Raw genomic sequence first — 16,047 nt, 5'->3', positions numbered from 1 at the left:
GGGGCGCCACCCTCGAAATATCGAGAGCGGCTTACCGCTCCTTTCCCTGGCGATGCCCAAACCTTGGGCGGCGTTATGCCGCCTGTCTACCCAGGAGATAATGACAATGGACAAGACGATGAAGGCCGCCGTGGTGCGTAAGTTCGGCGAACCGCTGGCCATCGAAGAGGTCGAGGTGCCACGCCCCGGGCCCGGAAAGGTGTTGGTCAAGGTGGCAGCTTCGGGCGTTTGCCATACCGACCTGCACGCCGCTCATGGCGACTGGCCGGTCAAGCCCAGCCCGCCCTTCATTCCCGGCCATGAAGGCGTTGGTCACGTGGCGGCCGTCGGCATCGGCGTCAAGCATTTGAAGGAGGGCGACCGCATCGGCGTACCCTGGTTGCACTCTGCCTGCGGCCACTGTGAACACTGCCTGGGTGGCTGGGAGACACTCTGCGAGTCGCAGCAGAATACGGGCTACTCGGTCAACGGTGGTTTTGCCGACTACACCCTTGCGGTGGCCGATTATGCCGGTCACCTGCCCGACAATGTCGGTTTCGTCGAGATCGCTCCGGTCCTGTGCGCTGGCGTAACCGTCTACAAGGGGCTGAAGGTGACCGACACCCGCCCCGGGCAGTGGGTGGTGATCTCGGGTATCGGTGGCCTTGGACACATGGCGGTGCAGTACGCCAAGGCCATGGGGCTCAACGTGGCCGCGGTGGATATCGATGACGCCAAGCTGGCGTTGGCTGAGCGTCTCGGGGCCAGTGTCACCGTCAACGCTGGCAAGACCGATCCGGTGGCCTACCTAAAGAAGCAGATCGGCGGTGCTCATGGAGTACTGGTAACGGCCGTGTCGCCCAAGGCTTTCGAACAGGCCCAGGGCATGGTCCGCCGCGGCGGCACCATTTCGCTTAACGGCCTGCCGCCGGGTAATTTTCCGCTGCCGATCTTCGAGACCGTGCTCAACGGCATCACCGTGCGTGGCTCCATCGTCGGCACCCGTCAGGATCTGCAGGAGTCGCTCGACTTCGCCGGTGAGGGGAAGGTCAAGGCCACGGTAAGTACCGACAGACTCGAGAATATAAACGACGTATTCCAGCGCATGATAGATGGCCAGATCGAGGGGCGCGTGGTTCTGGACATGGCAAGCTGAGGGTTGCTCTCTCGTCGCCAGCAATGGCGGCTTCAGGCGCGACCTCGTCGCGCCTTTTTTTGTTGGAGGAGCTGTCGGAAGTTAGTCAATTCCACGAATAGATCCGATACTGATATCACGTGGCTGCTCTTAAATGGATTTGGCTTCGTCGCATTCATGGAGAGATAAAATGGAAGAGCTTGCTGCGATAGACTGCGTGATCATTGGCGCCGGCCCTGCCGGGCTGGCTGCCGGTATCAATCTGCGGCGTTTTCTGCGCGACATACGCATCGTCGATGCGGGGATCAGTCGCGCCGCGCTTATTCCGTGTACTTTCAACTATCCCGGCTTCGGGGAGGGTATCAGCGGCAAAGCTTTGCTGGAGCGGCTCCGGGCGCAGCTCGAGAAAAACGGTGGGGAGGTGATATCCGGGCGGGTCGTGCGTATAGAGCGCACGGTGGATGGCCAGTTCAACGTCGAGACCGAATCGGAAGTCTTCCTGACGCGGACGGTGCTGCTTGCCACGGGGGTCGTCGATGTCGACCCCGATTTGGAAGGCTTTGAAGCGGTAAAAAAAGAAGGCTTGATTCACTATTGTCCCATTTGCGATGGTTTCGAATTTACGAAAGAGCGCATCGGAATTATTGCCCGGGACGAACATGGCGTAGATGAGGCTGTGTTCATCAAGCGATTCAGTGCCGAGTTGACGCTGATCGATATCGAAGATGGTGCTTATCTGGACGCTGCATCTCAGGAGCGCCTGGCTCACGAGAAGATTGAGCTGGTGAAGGGAAAAGTGAGCGAAATGTACAGTGATGCAAGCAAACGCATCCACTTGTTAATGAAAAACGGTACCGAGCATTCTTTCGATGCGCTCTACTGTTCTTTGGGTACCCGGGTACGCAGTGAGCTAGGTACCAATCTAGGGGCGTTGAGAGATCCAGGGGGTTATCTGGTAGTCAATCCTCATATGCAGACGGGGATCGAAGGGCTTTATGCAGCCGGCGACATGACCAATCAATTGAGTCAAATTACCGTAGCCACCGGGCAGGCATCGATTGCCGCCACGGCCATTCATAACCGGCTGCAGAATCGCTGATACGGACCCGCTGGTCGTCGGGCCTTCCTCACCCTACACGCGCCGGTTGTTTTGCCCCATTATTCCCCTCGTACAAAGGGGGATCGTTCTATGGACCTGGAAGACTTGGACCTGCATCAGCAACGCTTGCAGCAGGTGGCCGATCAACTGCGCGCCAGCGGTGCGTGCCGGGTGCTCGATCTGGGCTGCGGCACCGGCACTCTGTTGCAGTACCTGCTTCACGATCCGCAATTCGAGGAGGTGGTGGGACTGGAGCAGTCGGGCGAGCTGCTTGCTCAGGCACAGCTCCGACTGAGTGATCGACCCCCAGCGGAGCAGGCCAGGCTGAGACTGGTTTGCGGCTCCTACGCCGAACCTCATGCGTCGCTGGCCGGCTTCGATGCCGCGGCGATGGTGGAAACCATCGAGCACATACCGCCGGAAACCCTGTCCCAGGTGGAGCGGCGCGTATTCGGCCAGCTGCGGCCACGGCTGCTGGTGTTGACCACGCCCAACCACGACTACAATCCTCTGTTCGGGCTGGCTCACGGCGAGTTTCGCGATCCCGACCACCGCTTCGAATGGACGCGAGACCGCTTTGGAGATTGGGCGCGCGGCGTCGCACGACGCAACGGCTATCGAGTCACCCTGTCAGGTATCGGCGAGTGGCACCCCGAGCTTGGCCAGCCGACTCAGATGGCACGCTTCGAACGACGGGATACCGATGCAGGATGAACCGAAAGGAGGGGCCATGTGGCACCAGCAGGAGCTTCGCCTGACGCCGCGTTCACGCGGCTTTCACCTGATTACCGACGAGGTGGTTTCGGCGCTGACCGTATTGAGAGAGGTGAAGGTTGGCTTGCTGCACTTGCAGCTGATGCATACCTCGGCTTCGCTCACGCTCAATGAAAATGCCGACCCCGACGTACGCCACGATCTCGATGCCTTCCTGCGCGAGCGCATTCCGGGCGATCTGCCTTATTTCCGCCATACTCTCGAGGGGCCTGACGACATGCCGGCGCATGTCTGTGCCAGCCTGCTCGGCACCCAGCTTACCCTGGCAGTGCGCGGCGGCCGTCTCGCATTGGGAACCTGGCAGGGGGTCTGGCTCGGCGAGCACCGCGACCGCGGTGGGGCGCGACGCCTGATAGCCACGCTGCAGGGCGAGTAGGCATAAAGGAAAACGGCGGCACCCAAGGGTGCCGCCGTTGCAGGGTGGGGGCTTCGATCAGGCGGGGTTGGCGTCCGCCGGTGGTTCGCCCACCGCACCCGGCATGGCCTGCACGTTGCCGCCCTGGCCGGCCAGGGTCAGGAAGTGCAGATGGCGCTCGTATTCAGAAAGCACGTCGGCGATCACCTGGCCGCGGGTGAAGCCGTTGAGATCCTTTTCCTGGCCGCCTTCGGCCAGATAGACGTCGAGCCGCACGTAGAAGTCGTCGTCCGCCGGCAGGAAGCTTGGCGTGCGCATACGGTGCGGGTAGACCTGGTAAACGAAGCTCGCCGCATTCTCCAGATCGACCTGCAGCGTCAGGCAGGGTAACGACTCACCCTCGAGCTGCTCCTCGCTCACGTTGGCCTCCTGGCCGCGGCTCTCAAGCTCCTGAGCGAACTGCGTCAACGCCGGACGAATGGCATGCTCGATGGTGGCGGCAGCGCCCGCACGGTTGGAGATGTCCAGGGCGCGGTCGAGCCGCTCGCGCCAGTCGCCACCCGGCGCGGTACCGGCGATACGCCTGCGTGCCTCGGCCTTGCTGCCTTCCAGCTTGAGCGCCTTGTACATGCCCAGCATGATGGCAAAGATCACCAGCGAGAAGGGCAGGGCGGTGATCACCACTGCGCTCTGCAGCGCCGCCAGGCCGCCCGCCATCAGCAGGGCCACGGTAATCAGGCCGATCACTGCCGACCAGAAGATACGCAGCTTGATCGGGGCGTCATGGTTCACGTCGGAGAGGATTGAGGTGAAGTTAGCCAGTACCAGCGCGCCGGAGTCCGCCGAGGTGATGAAGAACACGATGCCCAGCACGGTGACCACGGCAGCAGTGATACTCACCCAGGGATAGTGCTCGAGCAGCGTGTACATGGTGGTCTGAGGCGTGTTCAGCGCCTGCTCGCCCAGCTCGGCGATACCCTGGTTGGCCACCAGCTCGATACCGCTGTTACCGAACACCGACATCCACACCATCATGAAGGCCAGCGGGATGAACAGGGCGCCAGCGACGAATTGGCGAATGGTGCGACCGCGGGAGATGCGCGCCAGAAACAGGCCGACGAACGGGGTCCAGGCGATCCACCAGCCCCAGAAGAAGATGGTCCACCACATCTTCCACTCATTGGCTTCGTCACCGGCGAAGGCGTAGGTATTGAAGCTCATGGCAATGAAACCGGAGAGATAGTCGCCGGCGTTGTTCACCGCCATGTCGAGCAACTGCAGGGTTTGTCCCTGAAACAGGACGAACAGCAATAGCGCCAGCGCCAGCAGCATGTTGAATTCCGACAGGCGTCGAATGCCTTTCTCGACCCCGCTGACCACGGAAATGGTGGCAAGCACTACCACCAGCGCAATCAGGATTACCTGTACCGTGAGGTTCTCCGGCACGTCGAACATGTAGGCCAGGCCGTAGTTGAGCTGCATCACCCCGATGCCGAGACTGGTGGCGATCCCGAACACGGTGGAGATCACCGCGGTGATGTCCACCGCATTGCCGATGGGGCCGTGGATACGCTTGCCCAGCAGAGGATAGAGCGCGCTGCGAATGGCCAGCGGCAGGCGGTGTCGGTAGCTGAAGTAGGCCAGGGCCATGCCCATCAGCACGTAGAGCCCCCAGCCGGAAACCCCCCAGTGCAGATAGGTTTGTACCACGGCGGCGCGCATCGCCTCCTGGCTTTCGGGCGTCATTTCCGGCGGCGCCAAGTAGTGAGCCACCGGCTCGGCGACGCTGAAGAACAGCAGGTCGATACCGATTCCCGCGGCGAACAGCATCGCCGACCACGAGAGGGTCGAAAATTCCGGCCGCGAGTGATCCGGACCGAGGCGAATGCTGCCGAACCGCGACATGCCGATGGCAATCACGAAGACGAGATAGGCCACCACCGCCAGCATGTAATACCAGCCGAAGGTTTCACTGACCCAGGCCAGGCCGGCATCGAAGAAAGCCCCGGCCTGCTCGGTGAAAGTCATGGTGAGGACGAGAAAGACCAGGATACCGGCCACCGAGCCGTGGAACACCACACCGTTTAGCCGGTCGCGCCGTTCGTTCGAGGGTAGGTTCTGCGCCATGCAGGCGAACTCCTGTGCGAGTGAATGAACCTTCCCGCCATTCCCTGCCGAGACGCGCTCTGGATTGTTCCTCACAATCGAAAGCACACCTGAATACTGCCCGATGGTTTCAGGCCTGACGACGCCGAGAACGGCATGAGGTGCTCCGAGGCCGGAGTGTCTTGGGCGTCAGGACTGACGACGACATGGCGGAAAGCCGCTCTTATTTTGAATGAACGTTCAAATAAAATACGCGGTTTCCAAGGTCCCTTCAACCCTCCGTTTACAGCAAACGAGAAAACGTTAACTGAGCCGTGCAATCAACGTTGCGAGTTTCCTTGCTCGCGCTATACCTGATGTAACCGACTGCAAGCCAGGGAACGAAGCGTCAATGCCATTGCAAGGATGCTTTCGGGATGACTGCCTGTTCGGCCATGCCGACTGAAGCAGCATAAATACAACGATAACGTTTCCGGAGTATCTGATGGCTCATGAAAACAAGACGCCCACGGCTCAGGCCGAAGGGCAAACCGCCAGCGCCAGCAAGTCCACCGATACCTCACGTCGCCGCTTTCTCACGGGCTCGGCCGTTGCCGTAGGGGCCGGTGCCGCAGCGGCAGTGGGCTTCCCCAGCATCGCCATTGCTCAGACCACTACGCTGCGCTTCCAAAGCACCTGGCCCAACCAGGATATCTTCCATGAGTTTGCCGCCGACTACGTGCGCATCGTCAACGAGATGTCGGGAGGTCGGCTGCGCTTGAATCTGCTGCCTGCCGGTGCCGTGGTGGGTGCCCTCCAGCTCCAGGACGCCGTCATTTCCGGTGCGCTGGACGGCGGCCATGGCGTGACGGCCTATTGGTACGGCAAGCACAAGGCCTTCTCGTTGTTCGGTACGCCCCCACCCTTCGGCTGGGATGCCCACCAGTTCCTCGCCTGGTTCTGGACGGGTGGCGGTATGGAACTCTACAACGAGCTACTCGGCATGCTGGAACTGCCGCTGGTGGGCTACCAGACCGGCCCCATGCCGACCCAGGCGCTTGGCTGGTTCAAGGAGCCGATCCGCAGTGCCGAGGACCTGCGCGGGCTCAAGTACAGAACGGTAGGTCTGGCCGCCGATCTGATGCGTGAATTCGGCGCGGCGGTGACCATCATGGGCGGTGGCGATATCGTGCCGGCCATGGATCGAGGCCTGCTCGATGGCGCCGAGTTCAATAACCCCTCCTCGGATCGCCTGCTGGGCTTCCCCGACGTCAGCAAGACCTGGATGCTGCGCAGCTATCACCAGGACTGCGAGGCCTTCGAGATCATTCTGAACAAGACCAAGCATGACAGCCTGCCTGAGGAGTTCCAGGCCATCCTGCAGTACGCCGCCAAGGCCGCCTCGTCGGAGATGTACTGGAAAGCCATGGAGCGCTATCCCCGCGATCTCAACGCCATGCGCGAGCAGCAGGGAGTGCAGACCTACATCACCCCCGACTCGGTGCTGCAGGCACAGCTCGAGGCGTGGGACAAGGTGATCGAAAACGAGTCACGCGACGAGTTCTTCAGGCGGGTGGTCGAACACCAGCGCGAATATTGCGAGCGGGTGGTGGGCTACCACCTCGAGCACACGACGCCCAAGGAGCCTGCCTACGTGCACTTCTACGGCAAGTCGCCCACCGATACCTCCACCCTCCTGTGAGCTGCCGGGCCTGCGGGCCCGGATCTCATGTTGTCCCGGAGCAGGACGCCGCCGGGTTTCGTGTTCCGTCCTGCGCCACCCTGGCGGGTGGTGCAGGGAGGGTGAGAGGTGACCATGCGTTTCGTGTTCCTTATCGACCATCTCAGCACCTGGGTGGGCAAGACCTTCGCCTGGGCGATCCTGATCCTGACCCTCGTGGTGAGCTACGAGGTCTTCATGCGCTATGTCATGGGGGCGCCAACCACCTGGGCCTATGACACCAGCTACATGCTCTACGGCACGCTGTTCATGATGAGCGGAGCCTATGCATTGGCGCACAACGCCCACGTCCGAGCAGACGTGGTGTCGCGCTACTTTCCTCTTCGCGTCCAGGCCGGATTGGAACTGCTGCTCTACCTGCTGTTCTTCTATCCGGGCATCTTAGCCCTGCTGTTCTACGGCTGGGATTTCTTTGCCATCTCCTTCCGCCAGAACGAACACAGCTCCTATACCCCAGGGGGCCCCCCCATATGGCCCTACAAGTTCGTGATCCCCGCTTGTGCGGCCCTGCTGGCCCTGCAAGGGCTGGCCGAGGTGTTGCGCTGCATAATGTGTCTCAGGCAGGGCTACTGGCCGCGTCGGCTGGGTGACGTCGAAGAGATCGCCATTCCGATCAACAAGGAGGCGGAAATCAAGGCCGCCCAGGAGCAGTCAGGGGAGCCCCGCCAATGAGCGAGCCGGAAATCGGTATCATGATGCTGGGCATGCTGATCGTGCTGATCATGCTCGGCTTTCCCATCGCCTTTACGCTGATTGCCATGGGCATTGGCTTCGGTTATTTCGCCATTGGCGACATCATCTTCTCGCTGCTGGTGCAGCGCGCCTACGGGGTCATGTCCAACGACGTGCTCATCGCCGTGCCGCTGTTTCTTTTCATGGGCTACATGGTGGAACGGGCCAATATTCTGGATCGTCTGTTCAGCAGCCTGCAGCTGGCAGCGCGAGGCATGCCGGCATCGCTGGCAGTCGCGAGCCTGATCACCTGTGCCCTGTTCGCCACCGCCACCGGTATTGTCGGTGCCGTGGTGACGCTGATGGGGCTGCTGGCACTTCCCGCCATGCTGAATGCCGGCTACGACAAGCGGCTATCGAGCGGTGTGATCTGTGCCGGGGGATGCCTGGGCATTCTGATACCCCCCAGCATCATGCTGATCCTCTATGGGGCAATGGCCGGGGTGTCGGTGGTGCGCCTGTATGCAGCGGCCCTGATCCCGGGCCTACTACTGGCCGGGCTCTATATCCTTTATGTGATGGGCCGGGCGATGATCAATCCCAAGGTGGCGCCCAAGCTGTCGGCGGAGAAGCTCGACGTGCCGCTGGGTGAGGTCTACTGGGGGTTGCTGACGTCGTTCGTGCCGCTGTTCGTGCTGATCATGTCGGTGCTCGGCGCCATCCTCTTCGGCCTGGCCACGCCCCATGAGGCTGCCGGCATCGGGGCGCTGGGTGCCATTCTGCTGGCGGCGGCCTACCGGCAACTGACGCTGGCACGGCTGCGCGAGGCGGTGTTTCTCACCGCCCGTACCAGCGCCATGGTGTGCTGGCTGTTCGTCGGCTCGTGGATCTTCTCCTCGGTGTTCTCGCTGCTCGACGGTCACTCGCTGATCGAACACTGGATCAGCGGCCTGTCGCTGACGCCGCTGCAGTTCCTGCTGCTGGCACAGCTGATGATCTTCATTCTCGGCTGGCCGCTGGAGTGGACCGAGATCATCATCATCTTCGTGCCGATCTTCCTGCCGCTGCTGCACATGTTCGGCATCGATCCGCTGTTCTTCGGCGTGCTGGTGGCCCTCAACATCCAGACCTCCTTCCTGACGCCGCCCATGGCGATGTCGGCCTTCTATCTGAAGGGTATCTCGCCCAAGGGCATCGAGCTCAACGACATCTTCATCGGCATCGCGCCCTTCCTGCTGCTGGTGTTCGTGGCGATGACCATCCTCTATCTGGTACCGGGTATCGTGTTCTGGCTGCCGGGGGTGCTCTACAACTGATCGCCTGGAGCGCGGTGACAGCTAGACGCAGCGGGCCCGGCGCAATGCCGGGCCCGCTCGTTTCTCGTCACACCGGAGGTCGGCGATTAGCCGCGTCCATGTGAACCGTGGTGCTTGTGGCCCTTGTGCCGACCCGACTGCATGACGGCCTCGAGGGCGTCGATCTGCTCCTCGGTGAGCACCTCCGCAAAGGCTTCGTGGTGCTCATCGCGCAGCGACTGCCACGCTTCGCGGCGCTCTTCGCGGGAGTCGAACTCCTGGCCGCGCAGCTCCTGCATGTCGGCATACAACGATTCACGCAGTTCGGTCAGCCGCTCGCGTTCCTCGTCGGAGAGCTCCCAGCTGTCGACGAGCGTGCTCAGACGCTGCTCCATGCTCTGGCGGCGCTCTCCGCCGCGCTCTGCCTGGTGTTCCTGACGCATCTCGCGCTTGGCCTCGCGCAGGGCTTCACGCTGCTCATCGTCGAGAATCTCGTCCATGCGCTCACGGTGCTGCTCATGCAGTTCGCGCAGCGCCTGCATGTGCTCGCCATGAGCCTCTTCCAGAGCGCTGCGGGTCTCATCGTCGAGACCGGCACGCTCGAACAGGGCCTGGCGACGCTCTTCGAAGCGCTCCTGGCGCTGCTCTTGCCAGCCCTCACGGTCGCCGGGGGCGGCAACGGCTGCCAGTGACATCGGCGCGATAGCCACGGCGAGCAAGGCGGGGATCAGCAGGTTTCGGCTGGTTTTACGGCGCATTAGTGTGGCTCCTTCACATTGGGTTGATGCTTCCAGTGTCGTACGTCCTTGTGCAACCATCTTGCAGTAATCGTGAAAGAAGGGTGGTCACTCTTCGGGTTGGTACTTATAGCCTACCCCATAGACGGAACGAATGATCTCGCGCTCGGGCCAGGCGTCGGCGATCTTGCGCCGCAGCTTCTTGACGTGGCTGTCGACGGTGCGCTCGGAGACGATGCGGTGGTCGCGGTACATGCGATCCATTAACTGATCGCGGGTGAAGATGCGACCGGGTGCCTGCATCATGACCTTGAGCAACTGGTACTCCACCGCGGTAAGCCCCAGGTCATGGCCGTCGGCCAGCGCACGCCAGCCTTCGTCGTCGAGCACGAGCTGGCTGCCGCCGGCCAGGGTGGGGTCACGCAGCGCTTGGCTGCGGCGCAGCACGGCCTTGACTCGAGCCACCACTTCACGCGGGCTGAAAGGCTTGCAGATGTAATCGTCGGCGCCGAGTTCGAGGCCCAGCAGGCGATCCACCTCTTCAACCCGGGCGGTGAGCATGATGATGGCAACGCTCGGCCAGCGCTGCCGAATTTCGCGACACAGGGTGAGGCCATCGGTGCCGGGCAGCATCAGGTCGAGCAGCACCAGGGCCGGCAATTGCTCATCGCCGGACTGCTGCTGCAGCCAAGGCAGCACCTGGTCGCCGTGGTCGATATGCTGGGTGGCGAAACCGCTGCCCTCCAGATAATCGGCCACCAGGCGGGCAATCTTGGGTTCATCCTCGACGATCAGCAGAGAATCACGAGGGGAGTCGGAATCTAGCATGGGCACCTTACCTCATGGGGTTCACTCGTCGGCATCCAGGGCCGGAAATTCGATGGTCCAGCATAACCCGCCCAGTGCGGAAGGAGAGGCTTGCATGGTACCGCCATGGGTCTTGACCAGGGCGCTGGCGATCGACAACCCCAGACCGCTGCCGCCACTGGCGCGGCTGCGAGAACCTTCGACCCGGTAGAGCCGCTCGGTGAGTCGACCGAGCGCTTCCTCGGGGACGCCTGGCGGGCTGTCTTGCCAGATTACCTGCACCCGGTCCGCATCGACCGTCAGCTTGACCTCCAGCAGGCCAGGCGAAGTGGTGTAGGCACAGCTGTTGTCGAGCAGGTTGGTCCACAGCTGGCGCAGCCGGCGGGCATCGCCACGGATCCAGGCCGGGCCGTCGATCGAGGTGGTGAGCGACATGCCGCAATCACCGAGCCAGCCGGCGGCCTCCTCCAGGCGTGAGGTCAGGCTCGCCGCCAGATCGAGAGGTGCCAGCTGCACCTCCAAGGCCCCGGCGTCGCTTTGCGACAGCAGGCGCAGATCGGCCACCAGGCGTTCGAGCTGGCCCACCTCTTGGGACAGCGAATGCAGGTTGTCCTGATCGAGTGAGCGAATGCCGTCCTGCATGGCCTCGATTTCGCCGCGCAGCACCGCGAGCGGGGTGCGCAGCTCATGGGCGATATCCGACACCCAGCGGCTGCGGGCTTCGCGGCTGGCTTCCAGGGTGGCGGCAAGCATGTTGAAGTCCCGCGCCAGGCGGGAAAGCTCATCACGACCACGCTCAGGCAGCCGGGTGCTGTAGTCGCCTTCGATCAGGCTACGAGTGGCGAGCGCCATGCTTCGGGTGCGCCGTCCCAGCCACCAGGCCAACCCGCCGGCCAGCAGAAGCGAGGCCAGGCCCAGAGAAGCGACGATGATGCCCAGGTTGCGCTGCTGGCGCGAGAGGAAGATACGGTCCATGCGCGCCATCAATTGCTGCGGCGGACGATAGCCCAGGGTGCCGACCTGCTGGCCACGGTACTCGATCGGCAGCCAGTGGAGCTCGGCGGCCATTTCCTGATCGTCCGGCGGCAGGCCGATCACCGGCAGCCCTTCGGCATCGTGCAGCACGAAGTCGCGGGCATCGCCCAGGCGGCGTTCGATTCCGGGTGGCGGCTGACGTTCACCCGGCCACAGCTGCTGACGCACCAGGCGCTCCCAGGCCGGCGGTGAATCGCGCAGCCACTGCCAGCCTTCGCGGCGCGCCCACTCCTGGCCGAGGCCTTCGGCCAGCGTCTCGGCACGGCTGGCCTGGGTCGTTTCCAGATATTCGAGAAAGCCGCGGTCGAGACTGCGTGAGACCGACAGAAACACCAGCACCGCGATCACCACATTGACCGACAGAATGATGACGAACAGCTTCACCCCTAGGTGTGAAACCGGCAGCCGAGAGAAACGCGAAGTCATCGGGTCGGCTCCTGAATAGTATGAGCGCTTGCCCTCTTGTCCCATCGTTCTCGCAGCCTTTCCAGCATCAGGTAGAGGCAGGGTACCAGTATCAGCAGGATGACGGTGGCGAACAGCATGCCGAAGCCCAGCGAGATGGCCATGGGGATCATGAAGCGGGCCTGGCGCGAGGTCTCGAAGATCATCGGTGCAAGCCCCAGGAAAGTGGTCAGGGTAGTCATCATTATCGGCCGCAGACGCCGGGTCGCGGCGGCGACGATCGCTTCCCGGGCACCGAACCCTTCGCGCCGCCGGCGGTTGGCGTAATCGATCAGCACCAGCGCGTCGTTGATCACCACCCCGGAGAGCGCCAGCATGCCCATCAGGCTGATGACCGAGAGGCCGAAGCCCATGATCGCGTGGCCTGCCATGGCGCCGATGACGCCGAAGGGAATCGCCGCCAGCACCAGCAGCGGCTGCAGGTAGCTGCGAAACGGGATTGCCAGCAGGGCATAGAGCGCGATCAGCGTCAGCCAGGTGGCGTGGCTGAGGGCCGACACGTTCTCGGCGGTTTCCTGCTGACGTCCGCCCAGGGTCAGTTCCAGGCCCGGCCAGGCCGCCTGCAGGGCAGGGAAGACGTCCGCTTGCAGGGTGGCCACGACCTGGTTGATCTGCGCATCGCTGTCGGTGTCGGCGGTGACGCTGATCTGCCGTCGCCCATCGACGCGCTGAAGGGTGGTGGCGGCCCTGCCCAAGTGAATCTCGGCGATGCGCTGCAGCGGCACCTCCAGGCCATCCGGAGTACGAATCGGCAGCTGATACAGATGCCCCAGGCTATCGCGCTCCTCGCTGGGCAGCCGTACCGAGACGCTGATCTCGTGACGACCGACGAACTGTTCGATGGCGGTGACTCCCTGCAGCGGGCCTCGTAGCTGACCGGCAAGATCGCTGCCGCTCAAGCCCAGCGCTCGCCCCTCCGGGGACAGCCGCAGCTCGAGCTGGGGCTTGCCATCGGCCAGGCCGCTGTCGATGTCGGTCAGCCCATCGAATTCGCCTAGCTCATCGGCCAGCCGAGTGGCCGCGGCCTCCAGGGCGCGGCTGTCGGGGTGCGACAGACGCAGGGTGAGTCCGGCGCCGGCCCCCGGACCGCCGAAGTCCGATTCGAAGCGCACCGCCTGGGCGCCCATGATGTCGCCGGTCTCCTCACGCCAGGCTCGCGCCACCCGCGACGGCGGCCAGGCGTTGAGACTGTCATTCTCGATGGTGAGCCGGACGTTCAGACGGTCGCCGTCGATCTGGGCGCGGCTGGCGGCGAAACGCGGCCCATCGTCGCGCTCGGCCAGTGCCGCGGCGGCATCCAGCAGCTGATCGCGAATACGTCGATCATCGGCGATGGGGCTGCCCACCGGTAGGGTCACCGTGGCCTGGACCCGGTCCGACTCGACCCTCGGCATCAGCGAGAAGCCCATGCGCCCGCTCATGCTCCAGGCAATGGCCAGAGTGAGCACGGCGATGGCCAGGCTCACAGTGAGCAAGCGCTGATCCAGGGCGCGTTGCAGGAATGGCTCGAAGCGTTGCTGAGTGAAGTGCGTAAGCCCGCTCTGCAGGCTTCGGCGCACACGATCCAGCGGCCTGAGCCAGGCGGCCGGCTCGCGGCCGCCGGCGCGGTGGGCCAGGTGGCCGGGCAGAATGAACAGCGCCTCCAGCCACGACACCAGAAAGACCGTGATCACCACTACCGGAATGACGGCGAAGATCATGCCGAGAAAGCCCGGCAGGAACAGCAGCGGCAGAAAGGCGACGATATTGGAGAGTATGGCGAAGCTGATGGGGACCGCCATCTCGCGAGCGCCACGTACGGCGGCTTCGCGCAGCGAGTGGCCCTGTTCGCGGTAGCTGTGGATGTTTTCGCCCACCATGATGGCGTCGTCGACGACGATACCCAGGGCGATGATGAAGGCGAACATCGACATCATGTTGATCGATACGCCCAGCCACGGCAGGAACAGCATGGCGCCGAGGAAGGCGGTGGGAATGCCTAGCGTGACCCAGAATGCCAGGCGCGCTTCGAGGAACAGCGCCATGAGCACGAGCACCAGTGCCAGGCCCAGCCAGGCGTTCTTGAGCAGCAGGTCGAGGCGGTCGCGATAGATCTCGGAGCTATCCTGGGACACGCTGAGGCTGACCCCTTCGGGCAAGCCGGCGCGCAGCCGTTCGAGCTGGGCGTATACCGCATCGGAGATTCCGATCGGCGTCTGATTGCCGATCTGGTACACCTCCAGGCTGAGCGCGGGGGCTCCGTTGAACAGCACCTCACGGTCGCTTTCGGCGAAACCGTCGACGACGCGGGCAATGTCGCCCAGGCGCAACTGACCGCCGTCGGCGGTGCCGATCAGTGGCAGGTCGGCAAACTCGCGGGCCTCGTCGCGGCGTCCTTGATAGCGAATCAACCACTCGCCTTCTGCGGTGGATAGCCTCCCGCTGGCGAGGTCCAGCGCCTCGTCGGCGATGCGTGTCGCCAAGCTGCGGTGATCGATGCCATGGCGCGACATGGCCTGTGCATCGAGCAGCACCTGGATCTCGCGCTCGAGATTTCCCGAGAGTTCGACCCGGGAAATGCCGGGTGAGGCCTGTAGCTCGGCACGCAGATCTTCGGCCACGTCGTGCAGCAGCCGTTCGTCGACCCAGCCGTGTACCTGCAGGCCCATGACGCTGCGCGAGCGTCCTGCAAGGCTGAAGCGCGCCGGGTCGGCAGCGGCAGGCAGGTTGGTAATGGCGTTGATCGCCTGCTGAATGTCCTGGTAGGCGCGCATCACGTCGACGCCGTCGACCAGGGTCAAGGAGACCCGGCCGGCCCCCTCATTGGCGGTGGACGTCATCTCTTCGATGCCATCCACATCGGCCAGGGCCGCCTCCATGGGCAGCAGCAGGCTGCGCTCCACTTCCTCCGGGGTGGCGCCGGGATAGCCGATCGCCACGTGGACGATCTCGAGTTCGAACTCGGGGAAGACCTCCTTCTTGATCGCCAGCGAGGCCAGCAGACCGCCGACGATCAGCAGTACCATCAGCAGATTGGGGGCCACCCCGTGGTGAACCATCCAGGCGATGGGGCCACGGCGCATCATGAGCGGTGCTCGCTACGCTCGCCGACCGGGCGTTCATGGTCGGCGATACGGGGGCGCAGCCGCATGCCCACACGCGGTTGGCCGAGCTGGGAGGTGACCACGCGTTCCCCCTCGGTCAGACCCTCTGCGACCAGGATCTGGGTCTGGCCGCGGTGGATTACATTCACCGTGCGGCGACGCAGGCGCTCTTCGTCGTCGAGCACCCAAAGTTCGTCTCCCGGACGCAGCGCGGAGGCGGGGATCACGAACAGGTTCTCCTGGGGACGAGCTTCGAAGACCAGACGCACTACGTCGCCCAGGCGCAGTGCCGGAGCGCCGCTCTCCAGGCCCAGCGGGTCGTCGACTGCCACCAGTAGCTGAGCCTGCAAGCCCTGTTCCTCCAGTGCCGGCAGCATGGCGATGACTTCCCCGTGGCGCGTTTCGTCACCGGGCCAGGTGCGTGTCGAGAGAATGACGCCGCTACCCGGCCCGTTCTGATCGGCAACATGCAGCCAGTTCAGAGCCTCGCCAGGCAGCGAGACGCGAACCCAGAAGCGTGAGACATCGACCAGATGCAACAGCTCGGTACCGCTGTTGACCATGCTGCCGCTACCCAGCAGTCGGGCTTGCACCATGCCACGCCAAGGTGCGATGAGCGTGGTCCGGTCGAGATCCAGTCGAGCCCGATCGCGAGCGGCTCGCGCTCGTTCCACTTCGGCCTGGGCCTGGCGCAGCTGCGGTTCGCGCAGCACCAAGGCTCGCCGCTCGCCGCTCAGTTCGCGGCCGAAGCTGCGGTATTCGGTCTCGGCACGCTGCTGCTCGCC

The 16,047-nt window shown here is 63.5% G+C and carries 13 protein-coding genes; 7 read left to right on the top strand and 6 right to left on the bottom strand.

From position 1 onward, the window contains the following. The first annotated feature begins 106 nt into the window (after window positions 1–106). The 4 genes from adhP (at window position 107) to AC2VNO_RS02240 (ending at window position 3,363) form a co-directional block, all read left to right on the top strand. A complete protein-coding gene (adhP, locus tag AC2VNO_RS02255) occupies window positions 107–1,135 on the top strand; it encodes an alcohol dehydrogenase AdhP (RefSeq protein ID WP_486932612.1) in 1,029 nt (342 codons plus the stop codon). Between the two features lie 169 nt (window positions 1,136–1,304). Continuing rightward, a complete protein-coding gene (locus AC2VNO_RS02250) occupies window positions 1,305–2,213 on the top strand; it encodes an NAD(P)/FAD-dependent oxidoreductase (protein WP_486932611.1) in 909 nt (302 codons plus the stop codon). 90 nt (window positions 2,214–2,303) lie between these two features. Beyond that, the gene (locus AC2VNO_RS02245) at window positions 2,304–2,927 is read left to right on the top strand and encodes a methyltransferase domain-containing protein (RefSeq protein ID WP_486932610.1); all 624 of its coding nucleotides are present in this window, start codon (window positions 2,304–2,306) and stop codon (window positions 2,925–2,927) included. A gap of 16 nt (window positions 2,928–2,943) precedes the next feature. Next, window positions 2,944–3,363 carry a secondary thiamine-phosphate synthase enzyme YjbQ gene (locus AC2VNO_RS02240; RefSeq protein ID WP_486932609.1) on the top strand — a complete coding sequence of 140 codons (420 nt, stop codon included), beginning with the start codon at window positions 2,944–2,946 and terminating at the stop codon, window positions 3,361–3,363. Window positions 3,364–3,420: 57 nt separating this feature from the next. Here AC2VNO_RS02240 and betT read toward each other — a convergent pair whose 3' ends face one another. Beyond that, window positions 3,421–5,469: a choline BCCT transporter BetT gene (betT, locus tag AC2VNO_RS02235; protein ID WP_486932608.1), complete on the bottom strand. Its 2,049-nt coding sequence runs from the start codon at window positions 5,467–5,469 to the stop codon at window positions 3,421–3,423. Window positions 5,470–5,932: 463 nt separating this feature from the next. Here betT and AC2VNO_RS02230 point away from each other — a divergent pair, with 463 nt between their 5' ends. The 3 genes from AC2VNO_RS02230 to AC2VNO_RS02220 all read left to right on the top strand — a co-directional run bounded on the left by AC2VNO_RS02230 (window position 5,933) and on the right by AC2VNO_RS02220 (window position 9,156). Further along, window positions 5,933–7,129, top strand: coding sequence for a TRAP transporter substrate-binding protein (locus AC2VNO_RS02230; RefSeq protein WP_486932607.1), 1,197 nt, complete (start codon window positions 5,933–5,935; stop codon window positions 7,127–7,129). Between the two features lie 114 nt (window positions 7,130–7,243). Beyond that, window positions 7,244–7,840, top strand: a complete 597-nt coding sequence (locus AC2VNO_RS02225) for a TRAP transporter small permease subunit (protein ID WP_486932613.1) — start codon at window positions 7,244–7,246, stop codon at window positions 7,838–7,840. After that, window positions 7,837–9,156: a TRAP transporter large permease gene (locus AC2VNO_RS02220; protein WP_486932606.1), complete on the top strand. Its 1,320-nt coding sequence runs from the start codon at window positions 7,837–7,839 to the stop codon at window positions 9,154–9,156. The genes AC2VNO_RS02225 and AC2VNO_RS02220 overlap by 4 nt, the downstream gene beginning before the upstream one ends. An 86-nt stretch (window positions 9,157–9,242) precedes the next feature. On the opposite strand, the gene AC2VNO_RS02215 is transcribed toward AC2VNO_RS02220, so the two are convergent. The 5 genes from AC2VNO_RS02215 to AC2VNO_RS02195 form a co-directional block, all read right to left on the bottom strand. After that, on the bottom strand, window positions 9,243–9,893 hold the full coding sequence (locus tag AC2VNO_RS02215; RefSeq protein WP_486932605.1) for a hypothetical protein: 651 nt from the start codon (window positions 9,891–9,893) through the stop codon (window positions 9,243–9,245). A gap of 87 nt (window positions 9,894–9,980) precedes the next feature. Next, window positions 9,981–10,700, bottom strand: a complete 720-nt coding sequence (locus AC2VNO_RS02210; protein WP_486932604.1) for a response regulator — start codon at window positions 10,698–10,700, stop codon at window positions 9,981–9,983. A gap of 21 nt (window positions 10,701–10,721) precedes the next feature. Beyond that, a complete protein-coding gene (locus AC2VNO_RS02205; protein ID WP_486932603.1) occupies window positions 10,722–12,140 on the bottom strand; it encodes an ATP-binding protein in 1,419 nt (472 codons plus the stop codon). Next, entirely contained in the window at window positions 12,137–15,244 is a 3,108-nt protein-coding gene (locus AC2VNO_RS02200) for an efflux RND transporter permease subunit (RefSeq protein WP_486932602.1), read from the bottom strand. Before AC2VNO_RS02200 ends, AC2VNO_RS02205 begins: the two co-directional genes overlap by 4 nt. Continuing rightward, window positions 15,241–16,047 (bottom strand): efflux RND transporter periplasmic adaptor subunit (locus AC2VNO_RS02195; protein WP_486932601.1); only part of this gene is annotated, 807 nt, incomplete at its 5' end. The genes AC2VNO_RS02200 and AC2VNO_RS02195, both read right to left, overlap by 4 nt.

This window comes from Halomonas sp. TH-94, from assembly GCF_057473365.1.
The sequence above is the reverse complement of the archived record's forward strand: the minus strand, read 5'-3'. Positions and strand labels throughout refer to the sequence as shown.

Bases quoted from the DNA above. Each gene is read 5' to 3' on its own strand.
- adhP (WP_486932612.1), top strand. From the start codon at position 107: ATGGACAAGACGATGAAGGCCGCCGTGGTGCGTAAGTTCGGCGAACCG.
- AC2VNO_RS02250 (WP_486932611.1), top strand. From the start codon at position 1,305: ATGGAAGAGCTTGCTGCGATAGACTGCGTGATCATTGGCGCCGGCCCT.
- AC2VNO_RS02245 (WP_486932610.1), top strand. From the start codon at position 2,304: ATGGACCTGGAAGACTTGGACCTGCATCAGCAACGCTTGCAGCAGGTG.
- AC2VNO_RS02240 (WP_486932609.1), top strand. From the start codon at position 2,944: ATGTGGCACCAGCAGGAGCTTCGCCTGACGCCGCGTTCACGCGGCTTT.
- betT (WP_486932608.1), bottom strand. From the start codon at position 5,469: ATGGCGCAGAACCTACCCTCGAACGAACGGCGCGACCGGCTAAACGGT.
- AC2VNO_RS02230 (WP_486932607.1), top strand. From the start codon at position 5,933: ATGGCTCATGAAAACAAGACGCCCACGGCTCAGGCCGAAGGGCAAACC.
- AC2VNO_RS02225 (WP_486932613.1), top strand. From the start codon at position 7,244: ATGCGTTTCGTGTTCCTTATCGACCATCTCAGCACCTGGGTGGGCAAG.
- AC2VNO_RS02220 (WP_486932606.1), top strand. From the start codon at position 7,837: ATGAGCGAGCCGGAAATCGGTATCATGATGCTGGGCATGCTGATCGTG.
- AC2VNO_RS02215 (WP_486932605.1), bottom strand. From the start codon at position 9,893: ATGCGCCGTAAAACCAGCCGAAACCTGCTGATCCCCGCCTTGCTCGCC.
- AC2VNO_RS02210 (WP_486932604.1), bottom strand. From the start codon at position 10,700: ATGCTAGATTCCGACTCCCCTCGTGATTCTCTGCTGATCGTCGAGGAT.
- AC2VNO_RS02205 (WP_486932603.1), bottom strand. From the start codon at position 12,140: ATGACTTCGCGTTTCTCTCGGCTGCCGGTTTCACACCTAGGGGTGAAG.
- AC2VNO_RS02200 (WP_486932602.1), bottom strand. From the start codon at position 15,244: ATGATGCGCCGTGGCCCCATCGCCTGGATGGTTCACCACGGGGTGGCC.